The organism is Aquirufa antheringensis (assembly GCF_023921165.1).
Classification (GTDB): Bacteria; Bacteroidota; Bacteroidia; order Cytophagales; family Spirosomataceae; genus Aquirufa; species Aquirufa antheringensis.
This window is the reverse complement of sequence record NZ_CP049835.1, coordinates 1,832,709-1,847,345: the sequence shown is the minus strand read 5'-3', so window position 1 is coordinate 1,847,345 and position 14,637 is coordinate 1,832,709. Positions and strand designations below refer to the sequence as shown.

11 protein-coding genes are annotated in these 14,637 nt (G+C 42.6%); 7 read left to right on the top strand and 4 right to left on the bottom strand.

The window, feature by feature from the left end; all coding sequences use genetic code 11:
* Positions 1–43: 43 nt before the first annotated feature.
* Complete coding sequence (locus tag G9X63_RS08335; protein ID WP_252622428.1) at positions 44–1,351, top strand: TolC family protein; 1,308 nt, start codon at positions 44–46, stop codon at positions 1,349–1,351.
* Here the strand turns inward: G9X63_RS08335 and G9X63_RS08330 are convergent.
* Positions 1,322–3,124, bottom strand: a complete 1,803-nt coding sequence (locus G9X63_RS08330; RefSeq protein WP_252622427.1) for an ABC transporter ATP-binding protein — start codon at positions 3,122–3,124, stop codon at positions 1,322–1,324. The genes G9X63_RS08335 and G9X63_RS08330 overlap by 30 nt on opposite strands.
* Before the next feature lie 88 nt (positions 3,125–3,212).
* On the opposite strand from G9X63_RS08330, the gene nusB reads away from it, so the two are divergent.
* From nusB to G9X63_RS08300, 6 genes are read left to right on the top strand one after another with little or no spacing between them, the layout of a single operon-like run.
* Positions 3,213–4,376, top strand: a complete 1,164-nt coding sequence (gene nusB / locus G9X63_RS08325) for a transcription antitermination factor NusB (RefSeq protein ID WP_130896157.1) — start codon at positions 3,213–3,215, stop codon at positions 4,374–4,376.
* Between the two features lies 1 nt (position 4,377).
* Positions 4,378–4,674: a YtxH domain-containing protein gene (locus tag G9X63_RS08320; protein ID WP_130896156.1), complete on the top strand. Its 297-nt coding sequence runs from the start codon at positions 4,378–4,380 to the stop codon at positions 4,672–4,674.
* A gap of 1 nt (position 4,675) precedes the next feature.
* A complete protein-coding gene (locus G9X63_RS08315; RefSeq protein WP_252622426.1) occupies positions 4,676–5,116 on the top strand; it encodes a DUF1573 domain-containing protein in 441 nt (146 codons plus the stop codon).
* A gap of 4 nt (positions 5,117–5,120) precedes the next feature.
* Positions 5,121–5,420: a preprotein translocase subunit YajC gene (gene yajC, locus G9X63_RS08310; protein ID WP_130896154.1), complete on the top strand. Its 300-nt coding sequence runs from the start codon at positions 5,121–5,123 to the stop codon at positions 5,418–5,420.
* A gap of 4 nt (positions 5,421–5,424) precedes the next feature.
* Positions 5,425–6,861 (top strand): dephospho-CoA kinase, encoded by a 1,437-nt coding sequence (gene coaE, locus G9X63_RS08305; RefSeq protein WP_252622425.1) that lies wholly within the window; start codon positions 5,425–5,427, stop codon positions 6,859–6,861.
* A 39-nt stretch (positions 6,862–6,900) separates the two neighbouring features.
* Entirely contained in the window at positions 6,901–8,718 is a 1,818-nt protein-coding gene (locus tag G9X63_RS08300) for a DNA polymerase III subunit gamma/tau (RefSeq protein ID WP_252622424.1), read from the top strand.
* Here the strand turns inward: G9X63_RS08300 and G9X63_RS08295 are convergent.
* Genes G9X63_RS08295 through G9X63_RS08285 form a run of 3 tightly spaced genes read right to left on the bottom strand, consistent with a single transcriptional unit; the run spans position 8,715 to position 14,632 of the window.
* A complete protein-coding gene (locus G9X63_RS08295; protein ID WP_252622422.1) occupies positions 8,715–9,962 on the bottom strand; it encodes a glutamate-5-semialdehyde dehydrogenase in 1,248 nt (415 codons plus the stop codon). The two genes, G9X63_RS08300 and G9X63_RS08295, sit on opposite strands and share 4 nt — an antisense overlap.
* A complete protein-coding gene (locus G9X63_RS08290; RefSeq protein ID WP_252622420.1) occupies positions 9,962–11,614 on the bottom strand; it encodes a CotH kinase family protein in 1,653 nt (550 codons plus the stop codon). The genes G9X63_RS08295 and G9X63_RS08290 overlap by 1 nt, the downstream gene beginning before the upstream one ends.
* Complete coding sequence (locus G9X63_RS08285; RefSeq protein WP_252622418.1) at positions 11,615–14,632, bottom strand: BamA/TamA family outer membrane protein; 3,018 nt, start codon at positions 14,630–14,632, stop codon at positions 11,615–11,617.
* Positions 14,633–14,637 lie beyond the last annotated feature (5 nt).

Here is a 14,637-nt window from a genome sequence, read left to right as displayed (position 1 = left end):
ATTTTGTTAAGTTTGTTCTATTGATTGTTTGTAACCTATACCTATGAAACTATTTCGCCTAGCCTTAATCGCTTTTTTGTCACCTATTGCGGCTCAAGCACAACACTTGTTGACATTAGAAGACGCCATTCAACAAGGCATCACGAAGCAATATTCGATTCAGATTTCTAGACAAAGAGAACGAATCGCAGCGAATGAAAATAGCTTAGGTAATGCAGGCTTCCTTCCTACCATCACAGGAACCGCGAATAAAAATTACACTATTTCTGGGATTGACCAGTCCTTTTTTGGAGGCCTACGCCCCCCTTTAGTGCAATCTGGAGTCAACTCTAATTCCGGAAACGTGGGTATGGCGATGGCCTGGACACTCTATGATGGAAAAGGGATGTTCGTCTTGCGTGACCGCTATAAAGAATTACAAAACTTAGGGGCGAAACAAACGGAGTCGTCGATTGAGAACTTGATTGCCTTGATCTCCTCTACTTATTACGATATTATACGCCAAAACCTGCGTGTCAATAACTTCAAAAAAGGGCTAGAAATTTCCAATGACCGCCTCAAATTAGCGAAAGATCGCTTCGAAGTGGGACAAGGATCTAAAGTGGATTATTATTCTGCGCAGGTCGATTATAATGAAGACAAAGCACTTTTAATCGCTCAAGAGCAATCGTATACTAACACGAAAATAGGTTTCAACGCGCTATTAGTCAAAGATTTTAAGGCTGATTTCCAAATCGTTAACACCATTGACTTACTGCCTAAACTAAAAATGAGCGAGCTAAAAATGAGCGCCTTGTCCCAAAATCCTACCTTGATCGGGGCGATTTTGAGTAAAAAAATCAGCGATCTAGATACGAAGAATTTACAGAGCCAGCAAAAGCCTCAAATTGATTTAGTAGCCGGTTATGCGTTAAGTAATGTAGCGAATGGAGCGGGTTTTGGGGTAGAAAAAGGAAGCAGTGATGTGTTTAATTATGGATTGCGTGCGACGATCAATATCTTCGATGGCTATAACCAAAAGCGCAGAATTCAAAACGCTAAAATCAACGCGGAAATTGCAGCTTTGCAAGTGGAAGATTTAAAAAATGCCTTGTTATCTGCTTTAGAGAAAACGTATGTAACCTATGAGAATTCCATGAATTTGATTCAATTGGAGACCGAGAATTATACGATTGCGAAGCAAAATATTGACATCGCTTTTGATCGTTTCAAAGTGGGTATCGCTACCTCCTATGAATTACGTGAGGTACAACGCAATGCGGTAGCAGCTGAAACGCGCTTAATTGAAGCAAAATATGCCGCTAAAACCGCAGAGATTGAATTAATTCGGCTGAGTGGAAACCTGTTGTAATTCTTCGTTTAACTGTTGCTGGTACAACTCGTAATAGAGTGTTTTGCTAGCCATCAATTCATCGTGGCTGCCCGTTTCTACGATTTGGCCATCAGCTAGAACAAAGATTCGATTAGCTAGACGGGCCGAAGAAACACGGTGAGAAATAATCAGCGACGATTTTCCTACCGTCACCTGCTTTAAATTTTCCAGAATCGTATGTTCCGTATGTGTATCGACGGCAGATAAACAGTCGTCTAAGATGAGCATCTTGGGATTTTTTGCCAAAGCACGCGCAATCGACACCCGCTGTTTCTGACCACCCGAAAGTGTGATACCCCTCTCTCCTAGAATCGTTTCGAATTGATCAGGGAACTCCATAATATTAGCATAGACATCCGCTTGCTTTGCCGCTACCTCAATCTCTTGTTGTGTTAAAGCATCATTACCGAAGCGAATATTTTCTGAGATACTCGTCGAGAATAAAAATACATCCTGCGGCACAAAACCCACAAAAGAACGCACCCAAGCCATATCCCAATCTTTCAAAGAGATGCCATCCAATAAAATCTCTCCAGCACCTGGATCATAAAAACGTGCCATAAGCAAGGCTACAGTCGATTTACCGGAACCCGTTTGGCCTAAAAGTGCCACCGACTCCCCTGCCGAAATCATCAAATTCACGTTGTTTAATACCAAGCGATCAGAACCTGGATAGGCAAAACTTACGCCTTTGAATTCCCAATTACCAATGATATCTTGGCGAATTTGCATGCCAGTGGTCAATTCGGATTTGGCCTCTAAAAACTCATTAATCCGCTTCTGAGAAGCTGCCGCCCGTTGAATCTGCGAGCTGGTCCAGCCCAAAGCAGTCACCGGCCACGTTAACATAAAGACGTACATGATGAATTCCGTGATATTACCCACCGTCATTCGACCGGCAATCACTTCCTGCGAACCAATATACACCACTAAAATCGTTGAAAAGCCTACTAAAAGGGCAATCAAAGGCGTAAAAAGAGAATCCACCTTCACTAAACCGAGCGATTTAGTCCGGTAAGCAGAGGACGCCTCCGTAAAAGCATCGACCGATTTCTTCTCCCGAACAAAAGACTTCAACACCCGAATACCTGAAAACGCTTCTTGCGCAAAGGTGGAAATCTGCGATAGAGCTGCTTGAATCTCCTCTGACTTGCGAATGATCACCGAATTCACATAATAAATACTAATCGATAAAATGGGCAAAGGCATCAAGACGTACCACATCAATTTCTGATTTACCTGCCACATCGAATAAATCACGAGAATAAATACCGTAATTAAATTCAATCCATACATGATGCTAGGGCCCACATACATCCGCACTTTCCCCACATCCTCCGAAATGCGGGCCATCAAATCGCCTGTATTTTGTTGGCGATAGAAGGACAAAGGCAAGGTTTGATAATGCGTATAAATTTCGTTTTTTAACTCAAATTCAATGTGACGGGACATCACGATGAGGGTTTGGCGGACTAAGAAGAGGAAAACACCCTTCAAGATGGCCATTAAAATGATTAGACCACCATAGAAGAAGAGGGTAAAACCAAAGATTTCGTAGAAGGCTTTTTGGAGGCTAAATCCTTTGAAAAGGAAATAAATGTTGATCGTTTCCGTCACTAAATCGAGTGCATAACGCACTAATTGCGCGGGGAATACACCAAAGAAATTCGAAAATAAGGTAAAGATAATCCCTAGGAAAAGCAGCCATTTGTACTTCCAAAAATACTGATTGATGTGACCTAATGCGCCCATATAAAGATTAATTGACTACAAAGATAGGACCTTTATCAATTAAAATTCTTAATTTTGGGATTCAAAACAAGACGCTCTTTTATTTCGGATGGTTAACAGGAGATTACTACGTGTCAAAGCATTTCAACAATTGTATGCTTTCTATACACAAGAACGTGCCCAGTATCAATTAGCTTTTGATGGTTTAGCGACCATTTTTCAGCCTGATTTATCTTTAATGGTGGCAAAAGAGGACCAAATGCCTCGTTTAGAGGGCCTGCGACAACTTGCCGAAATTCAATTAAAAGAGTATTTCCAAGAAATTACTTCCGAAGAAACGATTCCTGCAGAAGCGCAAGATGCGGCTCAATCTGTCTATAAATTGTATCAAGCGAACGTGAAGCAAATCGCGAAGAAATTGAAGCAAGATATGGTAACAGAGGTCGAATCGATCAATAAGCAATACCTGAAAATCTTGTATTATTTACAACAATTGCCCTTAATCGCGCTTTGGGATGAGAATAGACGTTTGTTAGAGAACAACACGAAGACGTCACTTTTGGCAAAAAACAAGGTCTTGTATATTCTTTCCAAATGGGGTGATTTACAACGTGCCTTCGATAAGAACCACATCGGCTGGTCTGAAGATGAAGAAAATTTAATCAAGAAATTATTTATCGAAAACATCTTGACAGATGAAACCTTCTTAACTTACCTTCCTACAGCGGGCAAGAAGTTTGAAGACGATTTAGCCTTTGTCGTGTATGTATTGAAAAATTTCCTTTTAAAACACGAGTCCATGACGGAGTATTTTGAGGAAAAAGATTTAAATTGGTCTTTGAATAAGGACGTGGTGAAGAGTATGGCAAACAAGACCTTTAAGATAGAGGCTTTGGAAGACCTAAGTTTACAACCACTCGCCATCCAATGGGAAGACGATAAGTTATTCTTTGAGGAATTATTCGATTATAGTGTTTCGGAAGACAAGCAATTAAGTGCTTGGATCGGGGACCAAACGAAAAACTGGGAATCAGATCGCCTAGCGGTGGCCGATTTTATCATTCTTAAAATGGCTTTAGCCGAGATGGTGAAATTCTCCAGTATTCCAGTAAAAGTGAGCATTAACGAGTACATCGAACTAGCAAAAAACTATTCGACACCTAAGTCTGGCCAGTTTATTAATGGTATTTTAGACGTCGTTTCGAATCGCCTAGTTCACGAAAAAGTGATTACTAAATCAGGTCGAGGATTAATCGACATAGCTAACAAATAACATGAGCAAATCATCAAGATCTTTTTGGGCCTTCGTCGTAGGTGCTGCAGCCGGAGCTGTAGTGGGTATCTTATACGCTCCAGATAAAGGAGAAAATACCCGTAGTAAACTGTATTTTCAATTGAATAAATACCGTGATCAATTAAAGCAGTTGATTAATGATATCGTGGACGGGAAAGAGGTTATTGAAACTTCTGCAAAATCAGAAGGTAAAAAAGTCGTTCAAGACGCGAAAATCAAGGCAGAGAAATTGCTAGAGGACGTGGAAAAAATGATGACTCAGATTAAGGCCAAATAAGATGCGTTCTATTCTCCTTTTTTTCTGTCTACTGGGGACCTTGTCCTGCACAAACCAGCAAAAGGAGGCAAACAATGCCACAGAGAATGCCATCCCAGCAGCCTTAAAACCGAGTGCAGAAAAACACCCCATCCTGAAAGTGGACAAACCCGTTGTTTCTTTAGGACGTTTAGTAGAGGGAGATAGTGTTTTTCATACCTTTAACTTTAAGAATACTGGGAATTTGCCCTTGAAAATTATCTCAGTAAATGCCTCATGTGGTTGTACCACGCCTAAATGGAGCACAGAGGTGATTCAACCCGGCAAAAAGGGATTTATTCGCGTGAAGTTCGATTCGAAAGGAAAAGAAGGCAAATTGCAAAAAACCATTACCGCCTACTGTAATACGCTGCCCGCAGAAAACAGAATGGCATTTAAAGTAGAAGTTATACCTAAAAAATAAACACATGTTATTATTACAAGCACAGAGTCCAGCGTACATGCAAATTATCCTTTTCGGAGGTATTTTCGTCGTATTTTATTTCTTCATGATTCGTCCACAGCAAAAGAAGGCAAAAGAAGCGAAGAAATTTATAGAAGAATTAAAGACAGGTGACAAAGTGGTGACCATCGGTGGCGCACACGGAACGGTCGTTACGATTCGCGAAAAGACGATCGTAGTCGAAGTAGACTCAAGCAAAGGGGTTCGGATGGTTTTCGAGAAAACGGCGATCTCTAAAGACGCTTCATCTCGCCTAGAAGAGTAATTCAATGGATACAGGCCTGAAACCTTTCATCGGAATTACAGGCGGAATAGGATCCGGCAAATCAACCATTTGCCGGATTTTTTCGTGTCTAGGGATTCCTGTTTTTGAAGCGGACAAAGTAGCGCGAGAAATATGCGAGAAGGATGCTGGGGTGAAGGAAGCTATTATCGCGGAATTTGGTCCTAAAGCCTACCTTCCAGACGGTTCCTATAACCGCGCTTGGATCAAAGGCCTCTTACAAAAATACCCAGGTGATGTCGCTCACCTCAATGCCATCATACATCCCGCCGTTCGTTCCCAAGCTTCAGAATGGATTTTAAATGCCCCAGAAGCCCCATTTTGTTTATACGAATCCGCCCTCATCACACCGCGCACGAAGCCTGATCACATCACCCAGATGATCACCGTGGATTGTCCCTTACCGGAGCGCATTCAGAATGTCCAAAAAAGAAGTCGTATGAGTTATATGGAAACCATGCAAATAATCGATTTACAACCGCAACCTAAAAACTACCTTTGGGGAGCTGATTTTGTGATTCAAAACGGGAAGAACGACCGCGTATTTCCTCAAGTAATGAACATATTGAAAGCCTTTACTTGTTTTGTGCTTTTATTAGCTAGCACAGCGGCCTCAGCGCAATTTACTGCCTCCCCTGGCCAGCTAAAGGCCATGACTTTCAATGTGCGATTAGATACCGAATCAGATGGCGCAAACCAATGGAAATACCGCGCGAAGCATTGTGGGGAATTGATACGCTACCATCAAGCAGATATTATCGGATTACAGGAAGCTTTCTTACATCAAATCACGGATTTAGAGAAGGAATTGCCTGGTTTTGGATGGTTTGGGAAAGGCCGGGATGATGGGAAAGCAGAAGGAGAATTTTCTGCCTTAATGTACCGCAAATCGAAATTTAAATTGCTCCAGGAGAAAACGTTTTGGTTGTCAGACTCTTGTGACAAGGTAGGTTTTGGCTGGGATGCCGCTTGCCGTCGCGTGGTGACTTGGGGACAATTTCAAGAGATTAAAACCGGTAAAAAATTCTTTGTATTCAACACCCATTTTGATCACTTAGGCAAGGTGGCTCGCAGAGAAAGTGCGAAGCTCGTATTGCGTAAAATAGCTGAAATCGCAGGTAAATCTCCGGTGATATTAACAGGGGATTTCAATGCCACACCAGATGACGAGCCCATTCAAGTCTTAGTAGACACAAAAAATCCTGCGCATGTTATCGATGCAGAGAAGATTAGCCAAAATGGCCATTATGGACCATACAGCTCTTTTAATGGCTTCTCAAAAGAACAAGAGGGTAAGCATATTGACTATATTTTTGTCAAAAATGGGCCTTCAGTCTTACAGCATACGACCCATAGCGAAACGTGGGACAATAAATATCCCACGGATCATTTCCCGGTGAGCGCGGTGATTAGAATCCCCTAAAGCATTTGGGAATTATCCCTTAAAAAGGTAAATTTGATCATGGAAAATTTTATCGTTTCAGCGCGTAAATACCGCCCTACTCTATTCGATTCAGTAGTAGGCCAAAGTCACATTACCACCACCCTTAAAAATGCCATCAAGTCTAATCACTTAGCACAGGCATTCCTATTTTGTGGTCCGAGAGGAGTAGGTAAAACGACTTGTGCGCGTATTTTAGCGAAGACCATCAATTGCCAGGATTTAGGTACAGATGGGGAAGCGTGTGGTAAATGTACTTCTTGCCATTCTTTTCAAGAAAATACTTCATTAACGATTCACGAATTAGATGCCGCTTCGAATAACTCCGTAGAGGATATTCGGAACCTGATCGATCAAGTTCGCTATCCTCCGCAAAACGGCAAATACAAAATCTACATTATTGATGAGGTTCACATGCTTTCAGCTGCGGCCTTTAATGCTTTTTTAAAAACCTTAGAAGAGCCACCTTCCTACGCCATTTTTATTCTAGCGACGACGGAAAAACACAAGATTTTGCCTACGATTCTATCGCGTTGCCAAATCTTTGACTTCAACCGCATTCAATGGAAAGATATGGCCTCACACCTTTCTTCCATCGCGGAAAAAGAAGGAATTACGGCGGAACCAGCGGCTTTAGAATTGATTTCCATCAAAGCGGATGGCGGTCTTCGCGATGCCCTGTCGATGTTTGACTTAAATGTGACCTTCTCCACGGACAATGCGCTGAGACATGCGGATGTACTGGAAAACTTACACATTCTGGATAGCGATTATTACTTCCAATTAACGGATTTCTTCGTGAATCAAAACCACACGGACGCACTTGTTTTATTAGATGAGATTATGCGCAAGGGTTTTGATGGTCAGCAATTTATCGCCGGCCTGTCCGAGCATTTCCGTAATTTGTTATTTGCTAAAGATCCGAAGACGCTTGCCTTAATGGAATTAAGCGAAGAGAATCGGGCGAAATTCCAAGCGCAGTCCGCGAAAACATCTGCCTCCTTCTTATTATCTGCCATGAACCTTTGCTCCCAATGCGAGATTCATTACAAAGCAGCGAAGAACGCGCGTTTACACGTGGAATTGACATTATTGAAAATCAACTATTTGCCGTCGGTTTACCAACCTACCGCATCTCAACCTGCGGTGGAGGGTGGCGCCGGAAAAAAGTCTGAAAGTAAACCGATAGCGGCAGCACCGGCTCCGGCTGCGGTTTCGGCGCCGATTGTGAATACACCTTCGGTTGCGAATATACCTTCGGTTGCGGTTACGAATACACCTCCGGTTTCGGCAGCTCCTGAGGAAGCTCCTGATGCAGCGCCTGTGGCCGTTATGGTCACACAGGAAGCGCAAGCTGAAACCCCTCCTAGACCCACCAGTCACGGATTACGCAGTGCAAAGAAAGTAGTCAGCACTAGTCAAGCCGAACATGCGGCTGAAGTCATTGCGCAGGGAAAAGTTCAAAATGAGCCCTTCACTTTTGAAGAACTTCATTTCGTTTGGACTCAAATCGCACAAGGTTTCAAACAGGGTAATTTCATCAATAAATATGTCATGATGAACCGCGAGATTAGTCTTGTCGATTCCATTATTCATATCAAGGTAGAAGGCGAGGTTCAAATGCAGCAGTTTAATGACTCGCTGAAACTGGAGTTGTTAGGCACTTTACGCGAGAAACTGAAGAATGATACCATCGATATCAGTTTAGACCTGATAGCAGGGGACGTTTCAGACAAAAAGATGATTTATACGCAATCCGACAAATACGATTTCTTATCCCAAAAGCATCCGATTCTAGTCGAGATGAAACAACGAATGGGCTTGGATCATGAATTTTAACGAATTTGGCCTTGACCAATTCCAATCCATTTCTCTGTCACTAGTTTCTCTAAGGCGAAGGGGCCTCGGGCATGAAGTTTTTGGGTAGAAATACCAATTTCAGCACCTAAACCAAACTCTCCTCCATCCGTAAAACGCGTAGAGGCATTCCAATAAACGGCTGCCGCATCCACGGTTGATAGGAAAAACTTCGCTTCTATCTCATCACTTGATACGATCGCTTCTGAATGTCGAGAAGAGTAGTTCGTAATATGTGCAAGAGCCTCAGGCAAATCTCTGACCACTTTAATCGAGCAAGCAAAATCCAAAAACTCCCGGCCGAAATCCGATTCCGTTGCTCTTTCCAAGAAGGGATAGGAAACCTGCGCTAAGGTTTCGAAAGCTACGTTATCAGCATATATTTTCACCGAATAGTTCTGCAAAGGCACTGCCACTAAGCGAAGAAATTCCGCCGCTATCGACTGATGCAATACGATGGTGTCTAATGAATTACAGACTGAGGGGCGTGAAACTTTGGCATTCACCACAATGTTAACAGCCATTGATAGTTCAGCCGAGGCAGCTACATAGGTATGGCAAACGCCAGCGCCTGTTTCAATCGTAGGCACTAAAGATTCTTTGCGAACCCGCTGAATCAAGGCCTCTGAACCTCGTGGGATAATGACATCAATAAATTTAACCGCGGTCAATAGAGTCGTCACATGCGCACGATCGGTTGGCATCAAATAGACCAAATCTGTTGAAAATCCATGCTTTTCGAGTGCTCGGTGAATCATCTGAACTAAAATGGTATTCGTATGAAAGGCATCTGAACCACCTCGTAAAACGACGGCATTTCCAGAGCGAATACACAGCGCTGCTACATCAATCGTCACATTAGGTCGCGATTCAAAGATTACCCCTACCACTCCCAGTGGAACGGTAATTTTAGACAATTCCAAGCCATTCGGAAGCGTTTTTTTCGATAAGACCTGTCCCGCTGGATCTGGCAATTGCATCACAGAAATAACACTGTCAGCTAAAGCACCTAATCGCTCTTGGGTCAACAGGAGGCGATCACGCATGGGATGATCAGTCGCTATTCGCGCAACATCCTGTTGATTTTCTTTCAAAATTTTAGCCATATTCACCCGAATCAGCTCAGCTAAACTAGCTAACACCTCATTACGCGAATCGCCATTCGCCATCGCTAAAGAAGACGCAGCAAAACGGGTACGTTGAAATTGGGTTAGTATAGGTGACATTAACGTAAAATTTTGATTTGCTGAACGAGCCCATCCTCCATCTTCCAGGAGAGTAGGTAAGTTCCGGCAGGAAACATAGACAAATCAAGCGATTGAATCTGCTCTCCTGACCCAAAATTAGCGTTTTTAGGGGACAAAATCATACGACCCATCGCATCAGAGATAAAATAGGTCACAAGTGATGGTTTATCTAAACTGAATTTCCATTGAAATAGTCCAGAAGTGGACGGATTGGGATACACGATGGCTGAGGCATCTTCTTCGCGCACAGCCAAAATAGGGCTATCGAAGACGGCCATTTGGGCATCTAACCAAACCAAGCGTCCCTGAATCCAGTTTTTCAACCAATTCACTTCATCGCTCAGGCTAGCTCCTACATAATAATTAGGCCAGATTTTTTTACCCATTAAGGGGTATTTTTGGAAATTTCTCGTCAATGGATCCTTCAATGCAATTTGCGCCGAATCAATGGTAGCAAAAAGGGTGTTCGTATTCAAAAAGCTAGATCGAACCGCCTTCCAACGCGTTGCTAAGGCTTTACGAAAACTCGCATCCTGCATTAATTTATTCCACCAAAAAGGCACTTGCCAATAATCGTTTTTGCCCCCATCATTCTCCATTGCCTTGTACACAAAACCATCTGTCTTCCAACCTTCTAGATAATCCGCATTACCTAAAGCGATATTAAAATCCCAGGCGGGCCCCATCTTGATCTTTCCACCCAAAGATTCTTTGTCCTTGTACAGATACGTACTCAAACGATAACCATCAACATTTCTAGTCACCTCGTTTAGAATGAAGTAATTCACGAAGGAGGAAACATCCATATAGTCCCGGAAACTCGCCTTCGGGTCGTTCATATCCTCTGTCATCAATTTCTTTTCCCAATTATTGATATAATCACGAATGTAAACCAATTGCTGTTGAGTAATAATGCCATACTGGGGATATTCGATTTGAAATTCACATTTTTGGGTAGCGGTAATACCTGAGGTATAATTGCTTTTCCAAGAGGAAGATGGAGAGCCGCTACTTTTATCAATTTTAAGCAAATAGCCTCCAGTCACATCATCCCCTGCATTTTCAGTGGGATATAAATCCGAGATGGGTACTCGATTTTTACCTTGCTTCACTTTCTCCATAAGGACGTACACGCCACGGTACTCATCGTTGATGATGAGTTCGACAAATTTGACTTTGCTATGCAATAATCCAATACGGCCCGCCAAACTTTGAGCGATGAAATCACGCATAAAGGAGCGGTCATTATAAGAAGCATTTAGCACCCAATCCGATTCCTCAGGCATCTGAACAAGCGACAATCTCTTTGATTTAACACCTGTAGAGTCTGTCCACAATTCAATACCATAAGGCTTTTTTACTAAACCCGGCAGGAAGTAGAAATCTGCTTGCGAGGTAGATCCTCGGAATTCCACCCCGGCCACCGTGGAGATAGTGGGCGTAGAAGATACTTGATTTAATTGGCCAGGCCCCTTATCAAAAATCTCCATCTGAACGGGGATTTTAGGCTCATCCTGTATGACACGCGTATTCGTGTTAAACCGGACGATGGGGAGATTGGAGACGCTCAGACTTTGGGAATAAAGAAAAGAAGGCAAAAGGAGCAGAAAGCAAATCAGGTGTTTTTTCATCTAAAAATCGTAACCCAACGTTAAGTAAGTAGCGGGGGATTTCACCTCCTTATTTTCTATACCAAAGGCATAGTCAAATTTTACAAAATAACCGAAAATGGTAGCACGCGCGCCCAAACCGTATCCCATTAAGAATGGATTCCGGTAATCCGTCACCGTAGCTTGGAAAGGGTTCGTATTTCCACCATAGACATTTGTATTAAATCCATTCGTTTTCGCGAAGGGACTCGATCCAGACCAAGCAGTCCCCACATCTGTGAAACCTACCAATTGAACGGAGTTTAGAATCGACGAAGATTCGATCGACATCAACGAATTTACCGGCATCCTTAACTCCACATTCAAGAGTAAATGACTGTTTCCACTTAATTTGTTTAAGGCAAATCCACGTAAAGGAGCCGCAAAATGACTCATAAACACATCTCTTTGGGCTAAATTGGCTAATCCTAAAGGGGATTCCTGTGTTCTAGCTTCTTGTTGATTAAACAACCAATTCTCCAACCCGCCTAACATCGTAGCTTGCGTTTTAGACCCTAATTGATGGGATGCAGAAAAACGAGTGGCTACATAAAAGGAATTAGACAATTTCTTGTAGTACCGTGCATCCACCCCTAAACGTACAAAATCACCCGAGTTAATCACCTCTTTATGCCCTTCCGCTGAAAGACTAATCCGCATACCCGTACGCAGGTTTTCACCCATTGGAACCGTGGAATCGAAAACATAATTGATTAATGTCCCCGCATAACCTGAATAATCCTCAGGATTAGTCAAGGAAAATTGAGAAAATGAGCGGTTCGTAGAATACATCCCCGTAACAGACAAACGACTCAATAGATTGAACGGATAGGTCGCGGTCAAGGCAAATCGATTAAATCGAATCTTTTGTGATGCCGTTTCCGTATCTTGGCCTAACACCTTCCGGTCATATCGAAAGTTCCAATCCAGTTTATTGGCTAAATAGCTATACTCCCCCCAGATATCCGTATTCCGTAAATTTGCCGTCAAAAAAGCCCCTGCCTTAAATAAATGATTCTCCACTAAGTCATTTGCTTTCACTTCATATCCATAGCCGATTCCCCTAATGGGGTCTGACTTAAATTGACCCTCTGAGCCATTCATGACGAATGAACTTTCATAGTCCAAAGGTCCAATGAGCTTACCTGGCTCTCTTTTTAAGCGAATACTTTGCTGGCGCTCTAGTCGAGCTCTTCTTGATTTTTTAGCTACATCCGTTGTCTCTGAAACTACTTGATCCACAGCAGCCATTGCGACCGGATCCAAGACCGTAGGAATCCAGGTAGAATTAGTCAATTCATCTATCGAAGTCCAAGCATAGCGTGCAATTTTATCCGTCAAAATCACTCTTTCCTTACTAAAAATTCCCGTGGGAGTTAATTCGAAATTTTCCCAAGCCACTGAACGAACAGCCATTTGCTGAAAGGTGGTATCCCGCCATTGGAAACGGATAAGTCGATTCCCATTGCTTTGGGCTTGTAAAAAATAGGCCACAGAGTCCGATCGAAATTGAAAATTAGAGAGCTTTCCAGAGGTTGAAAACAAACGGGATGGATTCTCAGGCTCCTCAGGACTCCAGACAAAAGCGGACGTAAATGGAGCCGCGGGCGCTGGCAATGAGTCCACATACCGATCCGTTAAATACAAAATTCGGTTATCAGGTAGCCAATGTGCTTCCGTTTCATCAAAAGCATCCTTCGTCACTGGATTCAACCGATTGCGCTTCAAATCATAAATCCCTACGTCTACTTGACCCTTATCTAACACCCGGACTAACATTTTAGCCCCGTTCGAGGACATTTTTACCTCCAAATAAGACAAGTTCGCAATCTTCTTTTTGTCCTCCCCTCTCACTTTTCCCGCTTTATCTAAGCTGAAATTCTTTAGCCACGTATAGCCTTGATCAGCAAACAAGACAGCTAAGGAATTGGCACCATACCAAGACAGTAGAGGCCCCTTGCCATCGGAATGGCGATCCACCTCTTTCAAGCCAGATTGCAAAATAACCTGGGTTTTAGTCGACCCAATAGGATGTAAATAGACACTGTAGCGACCTGCGTCATCACTCACCCAAACTTCGTATTTGCCATCTGGACTCACGCGATAGGAGTTCATTAAAGTGGTTTTTCCTTGGTATTCTTCCCAAGCAAATACCTTCTGCGAATTAACCTCTAGTTGTTTCGCATCATTCAAGTAATAATCAAACCACTCTTTTAAAAACTTCGAAAAAGGCTTTCGAATCGTACTAGAAACGCTGGATTGCTCATTTCGAATGATCCGCGTCAAATTTAAAATATTGCCTATCGCCTGTTTTCCGTAAGTAGACGCTATGTAGGACCATATCGATTGACCCAGTAGCTCCGCTTCTTTTCCTTTTGCTAACGGAAGTTTGCGAATCTTATTTTCAGAAATGATTTGATAGGTAAAACGACGCATTTCTGGGGAATCCCCTGCCGCAATGTAAGCAGCCATTCCGAGCACGTACCAGTCCGAAACCGTTAGAAGTAGCGAATTTTGCAACACATCTTTGACGGAGCCTCCAAACAATAAATCATGTAAATAAATACGCGCTACTTGCTTCGTTAACTCTTGCTTAAAAGCTCCTAAATTATCTTTAAAAGCAATTTCAATTCGAAAATTCGCTAAATTCTCCTTTTCTACGTCTTGTACATTCACTAAGGAAATGCCGCCATTACTCTGCAACCACGTTTCGTGATTGGGATACATAAATACTTTGATTTTTTGCACCGGGGAATAGGAAATCAACTCGGTGACACGCACAAAATCAGCTTCTAAATAGGCCAAAGTAGATTTAGCCAACGCCTCATTTTTATCAAGATAATAGACCTCGAAATTAGAGCTTCCTACGAACTTCCAAGCAAATTTTTGGTATTGAATCCGGTGATTTTCAGAAATCCATTGCGCCCCTTGTGCTTTGAGCTGTATACTGCTAAAGAGTAAGACAAACACTACCGCGATAAAAGAGGTAAAATTGCGCATTGGGT